This window comes from Marinobacter sp. 1-4A (genome assembly GCF_016597725.1).
In the GTDB taxonomy this organism is placed as follows: Bacteria; Pseudomonadota; Gammaproteobacteria; order Pseudomonadales; family Oleiphilaceae; genus Marinobacter.
This window is the reverse complement of sequence record NZ_VCGY01000005.1, coordinates 280279-300481: the sequence shown is the minus strand read 5'-3', so window position 1 is coordinate 300481 and position 20203 is coordinate 280279. Positions and strand designations below refer to the sequence as shown.

Below are 20203 nucleotides of genomic sequence, written 5' to 3'. Positions count from 1 at the left end.
TTCCTGTTAGAGCACACCAAAACCGTTAGTTTTGTAGAAAAGATTAACGGTTTTGTCTTTTTACTGTCCCCATATTGTCATCTCTCCCGCCGACACTGCCTTTCCGACAACACCCCGTTTGTTGAATATCGAGAAAGACAAAGAGAGACAAAATATGGCCAAGCATGACCTTGATCCCAATTATCTGGATCCCGATTACGAACCTGTTGTGAACCATGCCGGCAACAGAGCCTTCCAAGACGTGCTCGCGACGCGCATGCAGCGTCGAACTCTGATGAAAGGTGGCGTTGGTGCAGCTCTGGCCAGCCTTATGGGTGTTGGGCTTGCGGGTTGTGGAAGTGATAGCAAGAATGATGACGGAAACGGAACAGCCGATCCAGATGGAGATACGGTCAACACAACCGAACTTGGATTTGAAGCGGTGGCTGTTTCAACTGCGAACTCTGTCGTGGTGCCTACAGGCTATACCGCCCAAGCGTTCTTGCCTTGGGGAACGCCGATTACTGGTTCCTACCCGGCTTTTAGGGCCGACGCCTCTAACTCGGGGGCGGATCAAGAAGAGCAGGTAGGCATGCACCACGATGGGATGCATTTCTTTCCGATTGACTTCAAAGCTGGTGGCAACCGTTCTGACGAGGGGCTGCTGGTGATGAACCATGAGTACATCAACCAAAGCGCTCTGCACCCAGACGGCCCTACTTATACCTCGAATAACATGCGCCCTACCGATGAAGTGCGTAAGGAAGTAGCTGCTCACGGCGTGTCAGTTGTGCATATAAAACAAGACAGTGCGGGCAACTGGGATGTTGTGTTCGGAAGCCCTTTCAATCGCAGGATTACCGGTGGCACCGAGATGGATATTCGCGGTCCGGTGCGTGGTTACCAGAAGCTTGCAACTCGTTTCAGTAAAGATGGCACTCAAACTCGCGGTACCTTGAACAACTGCTCAATGGGCTCGACGCCTTGGGGAACTTATCTTACGGCGGAGGAGAACTGGCACGGTTACTTCGCTAACGGCTCTGCAACGCAACCACGGGAACAAACTCGCCATGGCGTTGGAAGTGCCAGTCGCTATGACTGGGAGCTTGCTGAAGGTGGCGATGATCAATACGTTAGGTTCAACGTAACACCCACTGCCCAGAGCGCTGTGGACGACTATCGTAACGAGGCCAACACCTTCGGTTACATGGTCGAAATCGATCCGTTTACGCCCGAGAGCAAACCTCAGAAGCGCACCGCTCTTGGTCGTTTTGGGCATGAGGGTGTGATCTTTGCGCCGGTAGAAGAAGGCAAACCGGTGGTTTGCTATTCGGGCGACGATTCGCGTTTTGAGTATATCTACAAGTTTGTTTCTTCACGGCAATACTACGCTGCAACTGCCAGTGGTTACTTGTTAGATGAGGGCACCCTGTACGTTGCGCGTTTTAACGAAGATGGCTCCGGCGACTGGCTCTCTTTATCACTTGATGATTCAGCGTTTATGGCCCGTGTGGAAGCTGCGCAGGGCACCAAGGTGGGCGATGTGCAGTTTGAGGGTTTTGAAAATCAGGCCGATGTTCTTTTGAATACGCGCTTGGCTGCAGATATTGCCGGGGCTACACCCATGGACCGGCCAGAGTGGGGCGCGGTCGATCCTAATACCGGTGAGGTCTATTTCACCCTAACCAATAATTCCAAGCGCACCGAGGAACAGGTTGATGCCGCAAACCCTCAGGCAGAGAACCGCACGGGTCATATCATTCGCTGGAGCGAAGGTAACAGCGACTTTGCAGCCACAAGCTTCCAGTGGGATATATTTGTCTTTGGCGGGGCTCAGGGGACAGAAACGGTCGTAGACGGAGAAGTCGTTGTGTCGCTTACCGATGACAATATCTTCAACAGCCCGGACGGTTTGTGGTTTGATTACAATGGCCGTCTTTGGATTCAAACCGATGGCTCCGACGCTCCGCCGTATCAGAATAATATGATGTTGGCCGCCAACCCCGCCACCCGGGATATTAGGCGCTTCTTCGTGGGGCCTCAGGGTTGTGAGGTGACGGGAGTCGTAACCACGCCGGATGTTAAAACCATGTTTGTGAATATTCAGCACCCAGCGAAGGACTGGCCTTTCGGAAACGAAGGCGACCACCCTCGGGACGCAACCGTAATCGTTACCCGCAACGATAACGGTGTTGTCGGCGCCTGAACGAAGATTTAACCTCCTCGAGAACCGCAAACTCGGCGGCCTGATCAAAAAGGCACGCGGGGTTTGCGGTTTTTTTGCTTAAGAAGGGCCCAATTTGGCCGTTACATTCATTAAATCAACTAAAGTATGAGTTATTAACCCGCTTTAATTCCCTAGTCTCTAAATTGGCCGGATAACCGTGTACCCATCAGTAACAATAACAATGACGAGGTTTTTATGGGGTTGCTTGATCGTGCAACTGTGTTTTGGGGAGGCGCCATTAGCATCGTTCTTGCGCTTGCCTCTGCTTTGGTGGCGCCCTTGTTAGGTTTGGACCCGACATCGCTGGTAATCGGCTTGGTTGTCGGCCTTGTGGCCGCTGCGGGCTTTCTGGTTGTTAGAGTTTTGGAGCCGATTGACCGTGGCATCGATGAGTTGAACAGTGGCGCACTGGAGGAAGATCACCCACTTCGATCCCGCTGTCAGGCGCTTCTTGCTGACGCCCAATCCGGACGGGCTTTAGTGGAGGCGCTTTCCGGAAGTGCGGATAAAAATGCCATTTCAGCGGCGCAGGTATCTTTCGCTGCCGATCAGCTCAAAGTGCAGCTTGAGCGCCAAGTTCAAGAAACTGCCCAGATGGCAGATTATGCGGGGCAGATTACTGAAACCGTGCGGGAATCCTCACAGCAAGCAACGGAAGCCTCCACCATGGCCCTGCAGAATCGGCAGGCCAGTACCGAAGGTCGTCAGGCGCTGACCGCGGCCATCGAGAGCATTCGGATTGTACATCAGCAGTCCGGTGAAAACCTGCGGCTAATTCAAGAGCTTAACGATAAATCCAACAAGATTCAGGGTGTAACCGCGACCATTCAAGGAATTGCTGAACAAACCAATCTGCTGGCACTGAATGCGGCCATTGAAGCGGCCCGGGCCGGTGATCAGGGACGCGGCTTTGCCGTGGTTGCCGATGAGGTTCGGCAGCTGGCGGGGCGCACGGCTCAGGCTACAGGTGAGGTGGCAGAAACTCTGCAGGAGATTCGCTCCGATACGGCATTGATTGTGACCCGCATCGAAGACTTAGCCCGCAGTGTAGAGGAGGGCTTGGATTCCGTAGAAACCGTTGGCGAGCGGCTTGATCAAATACGGGATCAGTCAGATCGCGTGCAGCAACAGGTGGCACGCATTGCGGAAATTGACCAGAACAACGAGGTCAGCCTAACTCATGTGTTTTCTGCCATTGAAACCGTTAGGGACCAGATCTCAGAAAGTGATACCAACGTTGTTTCTCTTGCTGAACAGGCCGCTACGTTGATGGAGCTTGCGGAAGTAGGCAACGCGGCCTTTGCATTAAATAGTGGTTCCAGCTATCACCGGTTTTTTTACGATCAGGCACGTGCGGGCGCCGAGCAGATCGGAGAAATTTTTGAGAAGGCTGTGCGCGATGGCAAGCTCACTGAGAACACGTTGTTTGATAAAACAAGAAAACCGATCCCCGGTACTCAGCCTGCCAAATATTCAAGCAGCTTCGATGCGTTTACCGATCAGTTTTTGCCTGAGGTTCAGGAAAAGGTAAAGGCTTCGCATCCTGCGTTGGTATTTGCGATTGTCGCAACTCCGGATGGCTACATTCCCACCCATAACAGGGATTTTGCCCATGCGCCCACCGGTGACCCAGATGTTGATCTGGTGCGTAGTCGCAGCAAGCGTTTGTTTAATGACCGTACAGGCATCCGTTGTGGCAGCCATACCGACGATATGTTGCTGCAGACCTATAGGCGCGATACCGGCGAAGTTATGCATGATCTTTCGGTACCGATATATGTGAATGGACGGCATTGGGGTGGTTTCCGGCTTGGGTACCGTCCGGATAATCACTGATCCTGAGGCTGGGAAAACCGCTCAATGGCTTGTGATAAACTCTCGAATTACACCTAAAAAGGAGAGATGCCTTGGCTGATCCGGAATACATTCCCGTCGATGAAGACTCGGATGAGTTGTCACGCAGAACTGATCCTGCACGTAATCTTGCGGTTGTTGTCTACATACTTCAGGGGTTATCGTTTTTTCTAGGGGGCATTACCGGGCTGGCGGGTGTAATCATCAATTACATAAAACTGGATGATGTTCGCGGCACTTGGGTTGAGCCTCACTTCCGGTGGCAGATTCGCACCTTCTGGATAGGCTTGCTGTGGACCGTTATTGGTGTTGTAACCAGCTTTATTATTATCGGGTGGTTCATTCTCATTGGTATAGCAATATGGGTCATCTACCGCATCGTAAAGGGCGCCTTGGCGTTGAATGACGGCAAAGCACCCGGTTGAAACAGCTAGCCGAGGGCTGGGTAGCCTAGCCCTCGGTCACTTCTTTGAGCCGAATGGCACTGAGAGTACCAGCCAGCCCCATTAAGCCAAGCACCACAATCACCGCTGAGTTTGATATCAGCGAGAGCAGCGCTGTCAGTCCTCCGGTTGCAAGCAGCAAAAAGCCGATCACCGTATTGCTGACGGCAGTGTAATCTGTGCGCTTGTTTCCCCCCGCCATGTCCACCAAGTAGGTTTTCCGGCCCAGTCTCACGCCCGCATGGGCAATGCTCAATGTAAAAAAGGCGAGTGGGTAAAACCAGCCGTTGCCGACACCTGTACCGGCAAACATGGCGGTCAGGCCAACGCCCAAACACACCGCGCTGGCAATAGCAGCGCCGCGAATCATCACTCGCCGGCTGGAGGTATCTGCCATCCAGCCCCAAAAGCTCGCGGATACCGAACTGGCCAAACTGCTCGCCAAAAGAAATACGCCAAGCATTAAGCCAGTATCTGATTCCTTCTGAGCCAGCACCACGAAATAGGGTGAGGCCAGTGCCGAGCACAGTAGCAAAGCACGAGTGATAACAAAGTTTCGAAAGGGTGCGTCATCGCGCAGCAGCGAAAGGCTATGCAGAGCTTCGGAGAGAGCGTTGCCGCCACCACCGGTCTCCCCGTCGTGCTCATCTACACCAGCAAACAGCAGCCCGGCAATGATCCACAGTGCGGCGGCAAGCAGAAGTAGCAGGCTATAAAACGCCAAAGTGGGGTCGCCACGCTCCCAGAACAGTAACACTGTTAAAACAACAGTAGCAGTACCGCCTATGGTGGCCGCAAGGCCCGAGAGCCTGCCCCGGCGAGTTTTTGGGATGCACTTTCCCTGCACGTCTTTCATGGCCACAGAGCAAAAGCCCCGCGATAGGGAAAACACAATCAGCGCAGCAATAATGCCGCCACCGGCGGTATAGCCGTCAAGAAACCAGACGCAAGCAGCCATGGCCGAAACACTGGCCGCCTGACCAAAGCTGCCGAGGGTCCAGAACCATTTGCGCACAGGTTTACGGCGAACCCAGGCTGCGATCATCATCTGGGGCACCATGGAGCCGGACTCTCGGATGGGTACAAGCCATGCCACCAGTGCGGGTGCTCCAATGGCACTCATCAACCAAGCAAGCACCGTTTTGGGGCTGATCAGCAGGTCGCCCAGCTTGGTGAGCACGTTGGCTGCCAAAATCAGGAAGAAATTTCGAGGTACCACATGGCAGGCTTCCGCCGGGATGTCTTTGCAGACACGGGCATCTTCTTCGTTGGCAATCAGGCTATAGAGCCGGTCAACTGACCGCTCCAGAGTGCCGGTTGCTGCGTCGGTGCTTTCTCGTGACGATATGTTGTTCTGTGAAGGTGTCTGTTGCTGGGACAAGCCGGCGTCCTCCGGAAAATGGATAGCCAAGGATACCAGCCGGGCTGGCGCGCCTGAACCCCGGAATGCAGTCTTGAACCCCGGAATACGGCCTGAACTCTTAAAGTATAGATTGGCGGCTATTACACCAGGTGATGATCCCACTGAACGGGCATGCTAGCGATCTCTACTCCCGGCTTTCCCTTGCCCATACGAACCAGCTTGCCACGCCCTGAAGACACTAGAAAATCCCCGTCTGCCAGAGCTGCAACGCCGGCACAATCTGCAATGGCGCTTTTTTCAATAACCTCTCCAGTGCGGTCATTGAAGACTAGAGCTGTGCCTCCAACCGGGGAGGCAATGGCGACCAGTTCGTTCTCCGGATGTGCGATTATGCTGGAAATATAATTGCCCAGCTCCCGGTGAACTGACTCACCAAAGTCAATCTCTTCATAATGCCCGTTCCGGTAGCGGGCGACGAGCGGCGGAAGCTCGTGGGCTGGGCCTTGGTATTGATAGGCTGCGTAAACGGTGCCGTTTGGCGCCACATCGACATGCCGGGTACTGAGTTGGTGGTGGGATGGTCGGAACCGGGCGAGAATGTCGCCAGAGACTCTATCCATCATCACCAGTGCGGGCTTCATGGTGGGCAGGTTTAGCTTGATGCGATCGTAATCCGGATGAGTAAGAATACCTCCCAACCCCACCACCAGTGTTTGGCCGTCTGGATGCATAGTGATCTGATGCGGGCCTATGCCGTTCAGCTCAAAGGTATCCACCCGTCGATAATGTTGATGGCTATCGTAAACTGCGATAATGCCCTCTCCGGGCTCATAGCGGTTAACGGGAGCGTACAAATAACGACCGTCTGGTGAGAATACACCATGGCCTACAAAATGCTCGCCTTTGGCCGCTTCAATGTGGTGTCGTTGTTCACCCGTTTTGCTGTTAAGTACGTAGAACGCCCAGCCAGGCCTGCGTTCAAAGAACAGTACTTCGGCGGTGCCCGGTCGGTTGCAGCCGCTATGGCAGCGAGTATTTACCGGGGCCTGCCATAGCATTTGCCCACTTGGGGCTATGGCACCCACTGCAAAACTGCCGTCTGTCAAACCGATTGCCCCCGTGTACTGCTGTGGGCTATTGCTGTCAGCTTTGCGAGGTAGCATGCCGCAACCTGAGAGCGAGAGTGCTGCGCTACCAGCAAGCGTGGCCTTCATCAGGTTCCTGCGAGTCAGTTCAGGCATTGGCTGCTCCTCAGTCTCCATCGCTGGAGTTAAAGCCGCGCACAACCCCAAGCTCAACCGCAGCCCGATCGTTCACCAGAGCCGTGAGCTGTGTGAGGTCTATATATAGGCTTTGAAGGGGTTTAAATGCGTTGTCGTCAGACAGTAATGGCGCCATCGGGCGATCGAGCTCGGGAAAGTTAGCGAGTACTTCCTCAAATTGTTGCTCGATCCGTTTAGCTAAGTCGGTTTGCCCACGATCGTTAAGGAGCTTTGCAAAGGCCGGCAGGAAGTGATTCTTTAGCCCCTGAACACTTGCGTCTGCGGCGATTAGGCTGGCTCCGCTGCGCCATGCATCAGCGCTGTAAACCGAGCGCTTGCCATTGCCGCGCAAGCCCATGGGTGTAGCCAGACGACGTTCTTCAAGAATTTCCAGCCCAGCCATGGCGGCGCGAATAGTTGTATCTGTGTACTGCTCGCTGCCAAGGTAGTTGCCCTGAAACCCCTTCCAATCGTTAGCCAGTGTTTCGCCGTTGCGGGCGATATGACGGGTCACGGCAACCAGTAATTGACAACTACGCCCTGCCGGAAGGGCTCGTTCGCTGCTTCTGAATGTCTGGTCGTAAAGCAGGTATTCAACCATTGGAAAGCCTTGTACGGCGACGCCGGACTCACCAATTTTTTCAGGTGTGATGGGTGCCTCGTCTTTGAGCAAATAAGAGGCTTTGCGGGCAACTAAATTTTTGGGGTCTGGCCAGAACTGGAATTGCCATGCACGGTTATTTTCTTCTACAGGCCCAAAATCTATAAAACGTACCTGCTGCCACGCGAGAAACGCATCCAACCAAAGGCGCTTAGTTGCCTCCAGCTCTTCAGAGGACGGGCTTTGGCAGTAGGTCTGCGCTTGGCTTTCCAGTTTTTGGCTCTGTGTTGCCAGGCTCTGGTAGCCCGCCAGAATATCTTTATGCCATTGTGTTCGATAAACAGCGGTCGGGTCACTAGCGTTCTTGTCGTCTGCCGCCATTAGTGGCACGGCGGTCAGTGATGAGGCCAGAAATAGAGTCAGTGCCAGTCGCTTCATATCAGGCTCCGTTAAAGTGAATTCAGGAAGTCGAGCAGAGCTTGACGGTCGTCGGCGCTGAATTGGCTGAACTGGGCCACGGCCGGGGCTGCTTCGCCACCGTGCCAGAGAATGGCCTCTTCCACCGTGCGCGCTCGGCCATCATGCAAAAAACCGGCTTGCGGATTAACGGTTTGCGCCAAACCTATGCCCCAGAGTGGCTGGGTGCGCCATTCGTTGCCGTTTGCCAGAAACTCATCGCGGCCATCGGCAAGGGCAGGGCCCATATCGTGCAGTAACATGTCGGTGTAAGGCCAGATGGTTTGATTGCTCAAATCCGGCCGCTCTGGGTCGGTCCCGGTGGTGTACCGTGGAGTGTGACACCCTGCACACCCGGCTTCGTTAAATAGCCGTGCGCCTCGTTGTACGGAAGGGTTCTCCATATTGCGTCGCGCGGGCACCGCTAAGCTTTTGGCGTAAAAGGTGACAAAGTTTGCGATCTTGTCGCTGACTTCTGGCTGACCGCCGTCTGGAAACTGTTCACATTTTTGCTCTGGCGTGCAGTCGGTAGCAGGTTTTAGGCTGGATGTTAGCCCCATGTCGCCTGCAAAGGCGCCCATGCTTTGTTGGTGAACATTGGGTTCCGCCGCTTTCCAGCCGAAACGGCCGGGGGCCGTCTGCTGTGTTTCCAGATTCCAGACCTGATTAAGCTTGCCTGAAATACCATCACCGTTTGCATCCTGTGGATCCGCTAAGGCTTCCAAATCGGCGATCGGGATTGTTTCGAGCAACCCCATGCCGATCATAGGCGGTGCAACTCTGGGCGAAATCAGAAGACCCTCGGGCAGCGGGCCGTAGTTCGGGTTCTCGATACGGTAAACGGGCTCTCTTAGCTCCACTTCGGTACCGTCAGCAAGAGTTTTGGTTATTTTGTTCCATGACAACACCATGTCGGCTTCTGGTTTAACAGCGGGTAGGGCGGCTGTTTGCAGTTGGCTGCCGTACACCGGTGCCGGTTTAAAACCGTGAGTAAGCAGAATGTCCGCGTCTACTTCCGGATCTGCCGGAACAGCCAATCGCAAGAACAGTGAGACGGGTGGTTCATCAACGCCGGGGGGGTGACCGCGACCATCTTTTATGTGGCAGCCCTGACAGGAATTAGTATTAAACAAGGGGCCTAAGCCATCGCGGGCCGTGGTGCTGGCGGGCGCTTCAACCCAGGGGTTGCGGAAGAAGCTGTTGCCTACACTGAAATCCAGACGTTTCGTCATGGAGAGGTTACTCTGGGGCAGAGAGTAGGCGTTGGTGTCGAATTGCTGAACTGTGCCGTCGCCGCCGGTATCGGGTGTATCTTGCAATGGAAAGCCCGCGTGAGAGGCTGCGTATACCGGCACATTTATGCTTACTAGCAACAGCCCCGTTATGAGTTGTTTTCTGGTCATTATTTCTTACCACACAATTGAATAAGCCATGGAAAATCCGCTCTCTTCAAAGCAGGCTTTCCATGGCTTGTTCTTGTTCCTTGAATGCCGGGGGCTCAAGGTGCCCCCGGTATCGGTTACTTTCTAGTTATTGATCAGAAAGTGTGACCGGCATCATCCGGTGACAGGGCTTCAAGGCCCAATTGGCGGGCTGCCTGCTCAATGGAGCCAGTTTGCTCAACCAGCGCCATGATGGCTCCGTTTACGATGCTTGCCCCCTTCGCGTTGCCCGGCGCAATCATCATATCAAACGGCATGGGGTTATGGCTTGCTTCGGCCTTGGTTTTCATGGCGCCCAGAGCTTCCATGGAAGCTTCGAGTTGGCCATTCAAACGTGCGTCCAGCTCGGGGTTGCTTTGGCCAACCAAGTCAGACAGAGACGGCCCGGACACCAAACTGCCGTCTACGCGACGGTAACGGCCAGTGTATACGTTTTGTATGCCCTGAGCGTTGTAGTAGTGGGAGTTGTGCGTGTTATCGCTAAAGCAATCGTGCTCGTCCTCGTAGGAATTGGCTTCGAGTGCCACTTTCATTCGCTCACCAGCCAACTCACCCAACGACAAGGAACCCATGCCAAAGAGCATCTTCTGGACACCTTCATCTGCGTCGGCATTCGTTAGCTGGCTGCGATAGTTGTCGGAACCATTTGCGGCCCACTGATTTACCATCCACTCCAAATCAGACACCAGCAAGTCGGTCACGGCGTCAAGGTACTCAGCGCGGCGCTCACAATGACCGTTGGTGCAATCTGTGCCCTTTGCGTAGTCGGTTACCGGGCGCTCGCCGTTACCCTGCTCAAACCCGTTCAGATCCTGCCCCCAGAGCAAAAACTCAATGGCGTGGTAGCCGGTAGCAACGTTTGCCTCGGATCCACCAACCTCATTCAGGTTTGCCAGCAACTCCGGGGTGAGGTTGGTTACATCTAGGGTTTCACCGCCTACATTGACGCTGTTGTTCGCAATGATGTTTGCAGTGGCGCCAGCGTTGCCCAGCTCGTATTGATAATCATCGGCTTGCACATAATCAATCAAGCCTTCATCCAGAGGCCAAGCGTTCAGCTGGCCTTCCCAATCATCAACAATCGCATTGCCAAAACGGAACACTTCTGTTTGCTGGTACGGCACTCGTGCGGCAAGCCAAGCTTCTTTGGCGGCCTGCAAGTTCGCCTCTGTGGGGTTGGCAATGAGTTGGTCTGTCGCCTTATCCAGAGCTTTTGCGGTAATCAAGGCGTCCTCATATCCAGCGTGGGCCAAGTTTGCGTAGTGCTCTACAACCGACGCTTTGGTGGCAGGTTGTGAGGTTGCTGAATCAGACGTGGCGGTATTGGCACAGCCTGCGCTCATGGCGGCGGCAATAGTGAGCGCAAGAGGGGCTGGTCGAAACAGTGCTTTCATTAAGAACTCCGGATTTCGATGAACGGTTATGGTAATCGGATGCATTATCGTTCGTAATTATGTTGACTAAAGCGCCACAACGCAAGAAAACCTTGACGCAGAGCCAGAGGTGTTAACCAAAGGATTATCCAATATTAAATTTTAATGATAATCATTTGCAAATACAGATTGTGCTGCTAAATTTCGATCTGGACAGGCTCTTAATTTGGGAAGGAAGCATCATGGGTACATCAGTAGTGCGTTTGGCAGGCTCTTCAAAAACTGTTTTCACCGCATGGCAATCACTTCGCAAGTCGGTGGATAAAACCAGTGTGCGACAGAGTGAGCAGGAATCCTGCGCCGTATGTCAGCCAACCTCTCGCGGTCGTAATTCTGGCTAATGCATTCATAGGGGTGGCTTTTTCAGGTGCTCTCTTGCACAGATGGCGTGCGCTCGGGCCTAATAGCTCCTGTTACTAGGGAGCTTATACATGTTGAGTTATCTTCACGCCTTCCATGCCGGAAACTTCGCGGATGTTCAAAAGCATGGGGCGCTAACGCTTGCCATTTCTATGATGCAAGCGAAGCCTTCGGCCATTGCCTGCTTTGATACCCACGCGGGTAGCGCCATTTACGACCTAAAGAGCGAGCGGGCGCGTAAAACGTCGGAAGCGGATGCAGGCGTGCAAAAGCTCTGGGCGAGCCGGAGTGCTTTAATCTCTGAAGATTGGCAACCTGTTATAAGCGTGCTGTCGCGCTTCAACGCGGGCGAGGGCCAGTTAACGGTCTACCCGGGCTCCCCGGCTTGGTTTCGCCGGTTCCTGCGCCCCGGGGACTCTCTAACGGCGTTTGAGTTACACCCAACCGAAAGCGGCCAACTTGCCGACTGGGCCGCAAACCAGAAGGTACGTGTAGTACATGACGATGGCCTGAAGGGGTTATTGAAGCAGTTACCCCCTGCCCAGCCCAGGCTGATGGCGCTGATTGATCCTTCCTACGAAATTAAGTCCGACTATTCGGATGTCGCCATGACTCTCCATAAAGCTTTTCATAAATGCCGCCACGGCGTTTATCTTGTTTGGTATCCCATTCTTACCAGCGGTTTGCATACCACGCTGAAGCAGGCGGTGAAAGACAGCCCGCTACGCAAAGTGTGGTGCAGTGAAGTACATCTGAAATCGCCTCCGGAGCGAGGCATGACAGGCTCGGGCATGCTGGTCGTTAATCCGCCGTGGGGGTTTGAAGAGAGGTTTTTTGCCATGATTGCAGATATTGCAGGCGAGTCTGTACTGGGGCTCTCCCATGAATACAGTTGGTTGGCACCCGAGTAAATCGAACAATCACTGGCCAAGCAGGAGCTGTTTTTTGAAGGATAACACCAACGACAACAAGGCTGTCTCGTGTCTTCCCGGTGGGTTAATGCCTGCTGAGCAATGGACGCTGCCCCAAACCTCTGTGCGGCGCTCATTAAAAGACGCGATCCGCCATGCCCTTAAGCAATTGCAGGCGGGCGTGTCACAGGTGGAAGAGCCTTTTGAAAGCATGGATGAACTGCCGGAGTTGTCCGCCGCACAGCAGAGGAGATTGGCGCCCGAGCCAGACTATGCCCATCAGGCAGAAGCGATTGCTTGTAGCTTGAAACAGGCCCGCTCCGATGGCTCGCTCAGTCGTGAAGTTGTGTGCTTGGTGGCGCCGCCTTTCTCAGGTATGCAGCAGGCGCTTACGCGATTCTCAGAGCCCGAACAGCCAGATTCTATTCAAAGCAGCGATGAAACATGGAGAGTTATTGCGCCGCCGGACACGCTGTGTTTTGACGACCAGGAAGCCTCTGAATGGTGGGATCGTCAGGATTTATCGCGCCCCTGGGTGATTCCTGAGTTGGCAGATTTTTGGCTACGAAGCCTTTCAGGTTTAGCTTTGATTCGGGAGTTGTTTCGCCGAATCGCCAACGGTGATTCGGGTGTGGGCATTGTGGGGTGTTCAAGCTGGTGCTGGCGATATTGGGGGCACTACCTTGAGAACGCCCAGATGTCGCCCTGGACGCCGGCGCCCATGGATGCCGACCGGCTAGGTGCTTGGTTTACCTATTTGGCGTCGGGTAATGGCAAATCAATGATCGTGGCGAGAATGACCGGCGATGGTCTGTATGTATTACCTCTGCCCGAGGCAGACGACGCTGAAAACAGCAAAAGCCGTAAAAAACGCAAATACAGCACGTTTTTACGTGATTTAGCAGCTACCTCCCGAGGCAACCCCGGCGTGGCTTTAGCCATCTGGCAGAGGTCCCTGCGAGCCCGGCCAGATGATGACGCCAAACTGGAGGAAACCGACGATAAAACCGACAAGCAGAGCCGAGCAGCGGATTGCTGGGTTGTGCCGTTGGGCCGGTTGAGCCTTCCGAGCATGCCTCAGAGCAAAGAGAGTGTTACCGGCTTTGTGTTGCATGGGTTGTTGCTGCATAACGGCCTTGATATGGCCTCCTTGGAGGCGGTTACCGGCGTTTCCACATACGAGTTGAGTTTGGTTTTGTCACGGTTAAAGCGCGCTGAGTTGGTGACCTGTGATCCGCTCGATCAACGCTGGCAGGTTACACCCATAGGGTATCCCACGGTCCGGCGCCACTTGCAGAGCTGGGGATTTCCACTTGATCAGTTCTAGGAGGTTTTATGTTTGAGGACCTTGGAGTTAAAGACGCCTTCGCCTCTATAACCGGGCAGGCACTGCTGAAAGCGATGCTGGTTGTTGTCATCGCCTCGCTGATCACTGTGGCGGTTCAGAAGGTGCTTCCCCGCGTTGCGGAAAAACTCGGTGGCAAGCCGCGCCTTTATCTGTTGGCATCTGTGCCCCTGCTTCGATTGCTGATTATCTTCGCTACGATTGTGATCGTGGTTCCGATACTGGTGGAGCCATCGTTCGAAAATATGGTGGCCATATTTGGCGCTCTGGCGCTGGCGCTGGGCTTCGCTTTTAAGGATTACGCCAACAGTTTGATTGCAGGCATTGTTACTCTCTATGAGATGCCTTATCGACCGGGGGACTGGATTGAAGTGGACGGGCAATACGGTGAAGTGCGGGCCATAGGTACCCGGGCGGCCGAGATTGTCACCCCCGATGATACGGTTGTGATTATTCCTCACAACAAGCTTTGGAACTCGCTCATTGCCAACGGTAACGACGGCACAGATAACTTGATGTGTGTGGCAGATTTCCATCTTGAGGCCAACCATGATGTTGGCAGGGTGCGAGAGCTACTTAGAGACGTAGCCTTTACCAGCCCGCGAACAAAAACTTGGCAGCCTGTGTTGGTGATTGTTTTCAATAAGCCCTGGGGCATGCATTACCGTTTGAAAGCTTATCCGTTTGATCCCAAGGAGCAGTTTCAGTTTATTTCTGAACTTACAGCCCGCGGCTCAGCGGAGCTGGCCCGTCAAGGCGTAAAGTTTGTCTCCGTACCTGTCTCGGTCGGTTGATTGATGCAAGCCTATTGTCCGCTTTGCAAAACAAGCAGCCCCGCTAGGCGGGGCTAAACTGACGAGTAACTGATCCGGTTTCGACGCTCGATTACATCAGCGCATCAACACGGTTACGTACTTTCGGCTCACTGCTGTAGGCGGTCGCGATGGCATTATAGGTTGGGATGTCCATACCGTTCTCTTCGATGACCGATACCATCTCATCGTTGGCCTTCATCTGCAGTTTCTGAGCTTTTTCCTGAGAATCCGCCGCTTCAATTTTTTCGATGTACTCTTCGCGCACTTCGGTGATGCCCTCCTGTGCAGCGATGAACTTTTTCAGTTCTGCATCGTTAAAGTTGGTCTTTTGTGATCCCGCGGCTGCAGGATTCGCGTAGCCGCTCGAATCGCCGGTGGCTGCGGGGCTCTGCTGGTTTTGCTCTGCCATGGTGGGCGCGGCGGCCAAAAGGGCAATGGATGCAGTAACGGATACGAGTAATTTGTTCATATTCATAATCGACTTCTCCTGTTTCATTTGCGGTCACTAAGTACCTGTCAAGGTACCTATCAAGCGCCGTGCCAGTTTTAGAGGTTTAATAAATGCGTTTCAAAACAACAAGTTAAGTGTTTATGGTGATTAATCTCAAGTAATGAAGGTTGTGGCGAAATGCCACATGTGGCAGAAGTGTGTGGCAATTATGGTTCGGGAGTCCAAATGAAACCTTCTTTCAGACGTGCCGGTCACGTTTTTGGGTCGATACAGTTAACGCTGGTGTTGAGCATTGTTGTGCCCTTGTTGGTGATCAGCGGGCTTGCCATATACCTCGGCTTCGGAGCTGTAGAAAAAGCCCTGAATGATCGCTTGCAGGAAGATCTGGAGCTGGTCGCCCGCGCAGCCAGCGGCCCGCTTTCCAGAGCTATGCAAGAAAAAGACGAGTTGGTGATGGGGGATTCCCTAAAATCGATCTTTCGCATTGGTCGCGTTTCCGGCGCCTCAGTATTCGACAAAGAGGGTGCTCGAATCGCCAGCCTCGGGCTGGCTGACACCGATGTGGGCAACAGCGCCAGTGCCGAACAGGCGATTAGCAGTGGCGAGCTTGGGGGAGCGTTTCGCTGGGTAGATGGGCAGTCGGTGTTCTCGCACTTTACCCCGTTGGTGGCCGACGATGGCCGGATTCAGGGGTTGCTGCAAATCACCCGTAAGCGCAGTGACTTTCATGAGCTGCTGGCGTCCAGTCGCCTTTGGGCTGTATCCATCTGGTCGGCGCTTGCGATAACGATCATCCTAGTGGTCGTATTAGGGCATTACGGCACAGTAGGTCGCCATGTCAGTCGGCTATTGAGCATCATGGGTGAGCTGTCCCCTGGCCACTGGCGGTTTGATGCAGAACCCTCTGGCCCCCGTGAATTGCAGCAGATTTACGGTGGTGTTCGGGAGATGGGTGAGCGCATGGCGAGAGCGGAAGAAGAAATACAGCAGCGAGTGGCAAAGGAACGGCAGCTTGCACAGCGTCTGGAGTATCAGGAGAAGATTGCCATGATAGGGCGTGTGGCTGGCGGTGTGGCCCACGAACTTGGCGCGCCTTTGAACGTTATTCAGGGGCGCGCGAACATCCTCGCCCGCCACGAGCTTACGGAGGAACAACGTCGACAACTGGATGATATCAGCTATCAAGTGGGGCGCATGACCACCATTATCCAACAACTTTTAGACTGTTTTCGCCATGTGCCGGATTCAAGACGGCCAATAAGCCTTAATGCGGTTCTCAAAGGTGTGCTGGATCGTGCGGGTGAAGATGAGAAGTGCAAAGGCAAACGTTTGCGAAGCGAAGGACTTGATACAGAGGCCAAAGTGAAAGCAGAGCCCGTGAGGCTGGAGTTGGCGTGTCTTAATGTGGTGCGTAATGCGTGTCAGGCTGCCAACTTCGAGGTTCTGTTATCGCTGCATCGACATAACGATGAATGGGAAGTTCGGGTTGAGGACGATGGGCCCGGCATAGCCGAAGATAAGCGCAGCGCCGTATTTGAGCCCTTCTACAGTACCCGGCCAGCCGGAGAAGGAACAGGACTGGGGCTGGCTGTGGTAAGCAGCGTTCTTAAAGAACATGGTGGCCGGATTGAAATCGGCAACAGTGAATCAGGAGGGTGCAGAATGAGCCTGTTCTGGCCTGAGGAGGCGTTAACATGAGTGACTGTAAGGCCAAAATCCTGCTACTGGAAGATGATGCGAGCCTCGGCCTGCTGTTGAGCGAAGAGCTTGAGCTGGACGGTTACAGTGTAAGCCGTGCCGGAGCAGTGCAAGAGGCGTGTAGACTGTTGAATGCAGAGACGCCTGACTTGGTTGTGTCAGATCTTCGCTTGCCCGATGGCGATGGGTTGGAGCTTCTCAAGACAGCTCAAGCTGAAGGTCACAGTCTTCCTTTTATCATCATTACCGCATTCGGAACCGTTGATCAGGCTGTGGAGGCTTTGAAAGCGGGGGCAGATGATTTTCTCACCAAGCCTTTGTCTACCGACCACTTGCGTCTAAAAATACGCAGATTGTTAACTCAGGCCGACCTTACCCGGCAACTGCAGCAGTTTCTTGCGCACACTGGCACCGAGGAGACGCTTGGGCTGATTGGTGAGCATGCAAGCATGGTAAAGCTTAGATCCGAGATCCGGCAGATCGCCCGCAGTGAAGCTGCCGTGTTGATCTGTGGCGAAAGTGGCACGGGTAAAGAACTGGTGGCCAGAGCCATTCACCGGGCCAGTGAGCGAAGCTGTGGCTCGTTTGTGGCGGTCAACTGTGCAGGTATACCAGGAGAGCTCATGGAAAGTGAGTTCTTTGGTCACGAAGCCGGCGCTTTTACCGGAGCGCGCCAAGCTCGGAAAGGTCTGTTTGCAGAGGCTCACGGTGGTACCTTGTTGTTGGATGAAATTGGCGAAATGCCTCTGGCCCTGCAAGCAAAGCTTCTGCGGGTGCTGCAGGAAGGCATGGTTAAACCCGTGGGTTCGGATCAGGAAGAACCGGTAGATGTTCGCATTCTGGCAGCCACCCACGTAGACCTGCTTAAAGCTGTGCGCGAGGGAAGCTTTCGAGAAGATCTCTACTATCGGCTGGAAACCCTGAGCTTGCGTATCCCGGCACTGCGCGAGCGGGGCGATGACGTTGATCTGCTCGCCATGCACTTTTTACGGGAGGCTGCGCGGCGGCATCAACGCGGATTCCTGAAGCTCAGCGAGGTGAGCTCCCGCACCCTGATGGATTATCCGTTCCCGGGAAACGTGCGTGAACTGTCCAGCGCCATTGAGCGCGCGGTGACGTTTTGTGACGGCGATACCATACAACCTGACCACCTTCCGGAACGGATTCGTAAGCGCCAAGGTGGCGCAACTACCCCGAAAACCGCGCACTCACCCGATACCATTGCTCAGTGGCCGACACTGGAAAAGTTGCAGCAAGATTACGTGCGCGAAGTGATGCAGGCGGTGAATGGCAACAAACGCCGTGCCGCCCAAATTTTAGGTATTAATCGCCGCACCTTGTACCGCTGGTTAGCGGCAGGAGAGTATGGAGGCGAAACAATCAATGAGGACACTTCCTCGATAACTGCTAATACGAAAGAGCCCCGGGGAGAGGTGTAATGAAAGATCAGAAAACAGCCATGCTTTACGGGCTGGGTACGGTTTTGCTCTGGTCTACGGTTGCCACCGCCTTCAAGCTGGCGTTGGCGGATTTGGCTCCGGTGCAAATGCTGTTGGTTGCATGTACCGCGTCTGTGCTGGTTATGGCGGTTATTCTGATGCTGCAAAAACGTTGGCATTTAGTGTTCTCGCTGAAGAAAAGGCAATACATACAATCGTTTGGCATGGGATTAATAAATCCTTGCCTGTATTATTTCTTTCTTTTTGGTGCCTTTGACCGCTTACCGGCGCAAGAGGCTCAGCCGTTGAACTACACTTGGGCGCTGGTGTTAGCTTACCTATCGGTGCCTTTTTTGGGGCACCGCTTACGCAGGCTCGATATTCTGGCTGGGCTGGTATGCTATGCAGGCGTTGTGGTGATTGCCACGCGGGGTGCTGTGACCACCCTGAGTTTTTCCGATCCTTTGGGGGTTGCTCTAGCCATAGGCAGCACGCTTGTGTGGGCTTCGTATTGGATTATTGCCACCCGTGATACCCGTGACCCTGTGGTGGGGCTATTTCTGAACTTTTTGTTCGGCCTACCGGTAATTGCTTTGATCTGCTGGTGGACTGAAGGCTTGAATTTGCCCGTAACCGGGTCGCTGGTAGCCGCTCTTTATGTAGGCATCTTCGAGATGGGTATTGCCTTTGTGCTTTGGTCTTACGCCATGAAAAAAGCTGAAAACACATCCCGAGTAAGCAACCTGATTTTTGTTTCTCCGTTCCTGTCTTTGGTGTTTATCTATTTTATTTTGGGTGAGCAGATTTTACCCTCCACCTATATAGGTCTGGTGTTGATTATGGCTGGTCTGTGGCTGCAGCAGAAGAAAACGAAAGCGCGTGAACAGGGCCTGGCAGATGGCCAGTGAATGGTTTGTATACATGGTTCGCACCGCCCGTGGTGCGCTATATACGGGCATTACTACCGACGTGCCCCGTCGCTTTGCCGAGCATCAAGCTGGCGCTCCCAAAGGAGCGCGGAGCTTGAGGGGCAAAGGCCCGCTGGAGTTAGTGCTTAGCTTGCCAGCGGGGGATCGCAGCCGGGCTTCAAAGCTGGAGTGGCATATCAAACAATGGCCGAGACAGCGCAAAGAGGCGTTGGTGTTGGGTAAGCTCAACCTGCCAGATGGGCTCTGATGTGCTTGCCCGCCGTTTGTACGGCGGCTGTGGCTCTGTCTAGCTGGCCGCTGTGTACCTGAAACACGTGCCAAAGACTGTTGAACACCTCCAGCTGAGTGCTTACCCCAGCCTGTCTTGCCGCATTCGCAAGACGTTCTGCATCGTTAAGCAGGATTTCCTGACTCCCGACCTGCACCAAAAGTGGCGGCAAGCCTTCAAAGTTTCCGAAAATTGGCGAAATGAGTGGGTGGTTGAGAGGCTCCTGAGCGGCATAGAGCTTTGCAGCTTTCGCTGTCCAGCGTGCTTGCAGAACGGGCTCGCATTCAGGCGAATACAGTTCTTTTTGAGTCAAATCCGCCCAGGGTGAAAAAACCGTAACGGAAGAGGGCAGTGGCTGATTGCGATCACGCAAGCGCATGGCTAGGGCAATGGACAATCCGCCGCCTGCAGAGTCGCCAGCAATGGCGATTTGCTCGGGCGCAAAGCCTTCGTCAATCAACGCAAACCAAGCAGCCTCGGCGTCGTCCAGTGCAGCCGGAAATGGGTGCTCGGGTGCAAGGCGGTAGTCTGGGGTGACCACCATGCAGCCGCTGGCTTTCGCCAAATGGCCGGTGAGCCCTCTATGGGTGGCTGCAGAGCCGATGATATAACCGCCGCCGTGCAGATAGAGCACGGCGCCTTGTGTGGTAGGGCCGAAAGAGCTTCTAATAACCGGCCGACCAGCCAAGGAGCCCGTTTGAAAGCGGCAGCCACGAGGCGGTATGGAGCTCCGATAGGCTTGGCTTATCAATCGGCGTTGAACGGAAACGGGTATTGCCGGGTGAAGGGCTGGCCTAACCAAACGAGTCATGGTTTGGCGCAGCGCAGTTTCAAGAAGATGTTGCAACATCTGTGTTATGCCCCCGCTATGGGTTAGGATTGTGCATCGAAATTCGTATTATCTATTCATGACAGGCGTTTAACTCT

Annotated in this window: 18 protein-coding genes; 11 read left to right on the top strand and 7 right to left on the bottom strand. The window is 54.0% G+C overall.

Features of this window, described 5'->3' with window-relative positions:
• The first annotated feature begins 154 nt into the window (after positions 1-154).
• The 3 genes from FE845_RS12990 to FE845_RS12980 all read left to right on the top strand — a co-directional run bounded on the left by FE845_RS12990 (position 155) and on the right by FE845_RS12980 (position 4485).
• The gene (locus tag FE845_RS12990; RefSeq protein ID WP_200365289.1) at positions 155-2185 is read left to right on the top strand and encodes a PhoX family protein; all 2031 of its coding nucleotides are present in this window, start codon (positions 155-157) and stop codon (positions 2183-2185) included.
• Positions 2186-2401: 216 nt separating this feature from the next.
• Entirely contained in the window at positions 2402-4042 is a 1641-nt protein-coding gene (locus FE845_RS12985) for a methyl-accepting chemotaxis protein (RefSeq protein WP_200365287.1), read from the top strand.
• A 71-nt stretch (positions 4043-4113) separates the two neighbouring features.
• Positions 4114-4485, top strand: a complete 372-nt coding sequence (locus FE845_RS12980) for a DUF4870 family protein (RefSeq protein ID WP_200365285.1) — start codon at positions 4114-4116, stop codon at positions 4483-4485.
• 25 nt (positions 4486-4510) lie between these two features.
• Here the strand turns inward: FE845_RS12980 and FE845_RS12975 are convergent, their stop codons facing one another.
• The 5 genes from FE845_RS12975 to FE845_RS12955 all read right to left on the bottom strand — a co-directional run bounded on the left by FE845_RS12975 (position 4511) and on the right by FE845_RS12955 (position 11021).
• Complete coding sequence (locus FE845_RS12975) at positions 4511-5812, bottom strand: MFS transporter (RefSeq protein WP_200365465.1); 1302 nt, start codon at positions 5810-5812, stop codon at positions 4511-4513.
• A gap of 194 nt (positions 5813-6006) precedes the next feature.
• Positions 6007-7107, bottom strand: a complete 1101-nt coding sequence (locus FE845_RS12970; protein ID WP_200365283.1) for a DUF1513 domain-containing protein — start codon at positions 7105-7107, stop codon at positions 6007-6009.
• A 10-nt stretch (positions 7108-7117) separates the two neighbouring features.
• Positions 7118-8167 (bottom strand): imelysin family protein, encoded by a 1050-nt coding sequence (locus tag FE845_RS12965; protein ID WP_227714314.1) that lies wholly within the window; start codon positions 8165-8167, stop codon positions 7118-7120.
• Positions 8168-8178: 11 nt separating this feature from the next.
• The gene (locus tag FE845_RS12960) at positions 8179-9588 is read right to left on the bottom strand and encodes a di-heme oxidoredictase family protein (protein WP_200365281.1); all 1410 of its coding nucleotides are present in this window, start codon (positions 9586-9588) and stop codon (positions 8179-8181) included.
• A 134-nt stretch (positions 9589-9722) separates the two neighbouring features.
• Positions 9723-11021 carry an imelysin family protein gene (locus FE845_RS12955; protein WP_200365279.1) on the bottom strand — a complete coding sequence of 433 codons (1299 nt, stop codon included), beginning with the start codon at positions 11019-11021 and terminating at the stop codon, positions 9723-9725.
• Positions 11022-11242: 221 nt separating this feature from the next.
• Between FE845_RS12955 and FE845_RS12950 the strand changes: the two genes are divergently transcribed.
• The 4 genes from FE845_RS12950 (at position 11243) to FE845_RS12935 (ending at position 14470) form a co-directional block, all read left to right on the top strand.
• Positions 11243-11401, top strand: coding sequence for a hypothetical protein (locus FE845_RS12950; RefSeq protein ID WP_200365277.1), 159 nt, complete (start codon positions 11243-11245; stop codon positions 11399-11401).
• Positions 11402-11491: 90 nt separating this feature from the next.
• Positions 11492-12331 carry a 23S rRNA (adenine(2030)-N(6))-methyltransferase RlmJ gene (locus FE845_RS12945; RefSeq protein ID WP_200365275.1) on the top strand — a complete coding sequence of 280 codons (840 nt, stop codon included), beginning with the start codon at positions 11492-11494 and terminating at the stop codon, positions 12329-12331.
• Positions 12332-12365: 34 nt separating this feature from the next.
• The gene (locus FE845_RS12940) at positions 12366-13658 is read left to right on the top strand and encodes a hypothetical protein (RefSeq protein ID WP_227714313.1); all 1293 of its coding nucleotides are present in this window, start codon (positions 12366-12368) and stop codon (positions 13656-13658) included.
• An 8-nt stretch (positions 13659-13666) separates the two neighbouring features.
• Positions 13667-14470, top strand: coding sequence for a mechanosensitive ion channel family protein (locus FE845_RS12935; RefSeq protein WP_200365273.1), 804 nt, complete (start codon positions 13667-13669; stop codon positions 14468-14470).
• A 91-nt stretch (positions 14471-14561) separates the two neighbouring features.
• On the opposite strand, the gene FE845_RS12930 is transcribed toward FE845_RS12935, so the two are convergent.
• On the bottom strand, positions 14562-14966 hold the full coding sequence (locus FE845_RS12930; protein WP_227714312.1) for a DUF4168 domain-containing protein: 405 nt from the start codon (positions 14964-14966) through the stop codon (positions 14562-14564).
• Positions 14967-15167: 201 nt separating this feature from the next.
• On the opposite strand from FE845_RS12930, the gene FE845_RS12925 reads away from it, so the two are divergent.
• From FE845_RS12925 to FE845_RS12910, 4 genes are read left to right on the top strand one after another with little or no spacing between them, the layout of a single operon-like run.
• Positions 15168-16640: an ATP-binding protein gene (locus FE845_RS12925; protein WP_200365271.1), complete on the top strand. Its 1473-nt coding sequence runs from the start codon at positions 15168-15170 to the stop codon at positions 16638-16640.
• Positions 16637-18079 (top strand): sigma-54-dependent transcriptional regulator, encoded by a 1443-nt coding sequence (locus tag FE845_RS12920; RefSeq protein WP_200365269.1) that lies wholly within the window; start codon positions 16637-16639, stop codon positions 18077-18079. Before FE845_RS12925 ends, FE845_RS12920 begins: the two co-directional genes overlap by 4 nt.
• On the top strand, positions 18079-18987 hold the full coding sequence (locus FE845_RS12915) for a DMT family transporter (protein WP_200365267.1): 909 nt from the start codon (positions 18079-18081) through the stop codon (positions 18985-18987). Before FE845_RS12920 ends, FE845_RS12915 begins: the two co-directional genes overlap by 1 nt.
• The gene (locus FE845_RS12910; RefSeq protein WP_200365265.1) at positions 18977-19255 is read left to right on the top strand and encodes a GIY-YIG nuclease family protein; all 279 of its coding nucleotides are present in this window, start codon (positions 18977-18979) and stop codon (positions 19253-19255) included. The genes FE845_RS12915 and FE845_RS12910 overlap by 11 nt, the downstream gene beginning before the upstream one ends.
• Here FE845_RS12910 and FE845_RS12905 read toward each other — a convergent pair.
• Complete coding sequence (locus FE845_RS12905) at positions 19233-20126, bottom strand: alpha/beta hydrolase (protein ID WP_200365263.1); 894 nt, start codon at positions 20124-20126, stop codon at positions 19233-19235. The genes FE845_RS12910 and FE845_RS12905 overlap by 23 nt on opposite strands.
• Between the last annotated feature and the right edge of the window lie 77 nt (positions 20127-20203).

What these genes read in the sequence shown, in the direction of transcription:
- FE845_RS12960 (WP_200365281.1), bottom strand. Translation starts at nt 9,588, where the DNA reads ATGACCAGAAAACAACTCATAACGGGGCTGTTGCTAGTAAGCATAAAT.
- FE845_RS12920 (WP_200365269.1), top strand. Translation starts at nt 16,637, where the DNA reads ATGAGTGACTGTAAGGCCAAAATCCTGCTACTGGAAGATGATGCGAGC.
- FE845_RS12970 (WP_200365283.1), bottom strand. Translation starts at nt 7,107, where the DNA reads ATGCCTGAACTGACTCGCAGGAACCTGATGAAGGCCACGCTTGCTGGT.
- FE845_RS12950 (WP_200365277.1), top strand. Translation starts at nt 11,243, where the DNA reads ATGGGTACATCAGTAGTGCGTTTGGCAGGCTCTTCAAAAACTGTTTTC.
- FE845_RS12915 (WP_200365267.1), top strand. Translation starts at nt 18,079, where the DNA reads ATGAAAGATCAGAAAACAGCCATGCTTTACGGGCTGGGTACGGTTTTG.
- FE845_RS12905 (WP_200365263.1), bottom strand. Translation starts at nt 20,126, where the DNA reads ATGTTGCAACATCTTCTTGAAACTGCGCTGCGCCAAACCATGACTCGT.
- FE845_RS12925 (WP_200365271.1), top strand. Translation starts at nt 15,168, where the DNA reads ATGAAACCTTCTTTCAGACGTGCCGGTCACGTTTTTGGGTCGATACAG.
- FE845_RS12990 (WP_200365289.1), top strand. Translation starts at nt 155, where the DNA reads ATGGCCAAGCATGACCTTGATCCCAATTATCTGGATCCCGATTACGAA.
- FE845_RS12965 (WP_227714314.1), bottom strand. Translation starts at nt 8,167, where the DNA reads ATGAAGCGACTGGCACTGACTCTATTTCTGGCCTCATCACTGACCGCC.
- FE845_RS12985 (WP_200365287.1), top strand. Translation starts at nt 2,402, where the DNA reads ATGGGGTTGCTTGATCGTGCAACTGTGTTTTGGGGAGGCGCCATTAGC.
- FE845_RS12910 (WP_200365265.1), top strand. Translation starts at nt 18,977, where the DNA reads ATGGCCAGTGAATGGTTTGTATACATGGTTCGCACCGCCCGTGGTGCG.
- FE845_RS12955 (WP_200365279.1), bottom strand. Translation starts at nt 11,021, where the DNA reads ATGAAAGCACTGTTTCGACCAGCCCCTCTTGCGCTCACTATTGCCGCC.
- FE845_RS12930 (WP_227714312.1), bottom strand. Translation starts at nt 14,966, where the DNA reads ATGAATATGAACAAATTACTCGTATCCGTTACTGCATCCATTGCCCTT.
- FE845_RS12935 (WP_200365273.1), top strand. Translation starts at nt 13,667, where the DNA reads ATGTTTGAGGACCTTGGAGTTAAAGACGCCTTCGCCTCTATAACCGGG.
- FE845_RS12945 (WP_200365275.1), top strand. Translation starts at nt 11,492, where the DNA reads ATGTTGAGTTATCTTCACGCCTTCCATGCCGGAAACTTCGCGGATGTT.